This window comes from Treponema sp. R8-4-B8 (assembly GCF_054786175.1).
The window spans coordinates 1-641 of sequence record NZ_BDHE01000231.1; the positions used below are offsets into that span (position 1 = coordinate 1).

The following is a 641-nucleotide window of genomic DNA, read 5'->3' on the forward strand; positions in this document are numbered from 1 at the left end:
TCAGTACTATTCCATGTATTGGTATAAGAACCATCATGATTTACAACAGTAATTGTATATGTAAGACAACTGTTAATAACACTGGTTGTAAAATCAACAGCGTTACTCACATTACTATAACTCGGAGTAAAATCCAAACTTGTTCCGGGGGTTGACGAAAAAGAGTTAGAATTAACAGTTACACTTGTTGTAACCGTATACCCATTCACTGTTACCGTTACTGTCGCTGTCCCTTCTAACCCGGCTGTGTCCGTTGCCTTGAGTTCAAATACATACGTTCCGGCTTTCTTTATGCCTGTTACAGTTGTTTCCAATGCCGTCTTGTCCGCAAATACCGGCGTTACTCCGCTTACGGTCATGCTCTTGAGCGCCCACTCCTTCGTCTGTATCTCGTTTGTGCCTTTCGTTACTGTCCCGCTTAATGTTACGCTCAAATTCGCCGCAAGCGTTTCCGTTTTCGTGGCGTTGGCTACGCTTACTGTCGGGGCGGTGGGTTGCGTGGTGTCGGTTTCATTCCATTTTGCCTTGAGCGTAATGTTTGCGGTTACGGCTGTATCAAAATCCCATTCGGTATCGCCTGTGGCGCTGTTTGCTACATTAAACCAATAATCGAAGTCGTAACCGCTTTTTGTCGGGTCGGG

The 641-nt window shown here is 45.4% G+C and carries 1 protein-coding gene; it reads right to left on the reverse strand.

What is annotated here, in order from left to right; genetic code table 11:
* Positions 1–641, reverse strand: a 641-nt coding sequence (locus ACYVRA_RS08085; protein ID WP_461252219.1) for a PKD domain-containing protein, incomplete at both ends; no start/stop codon positions are given.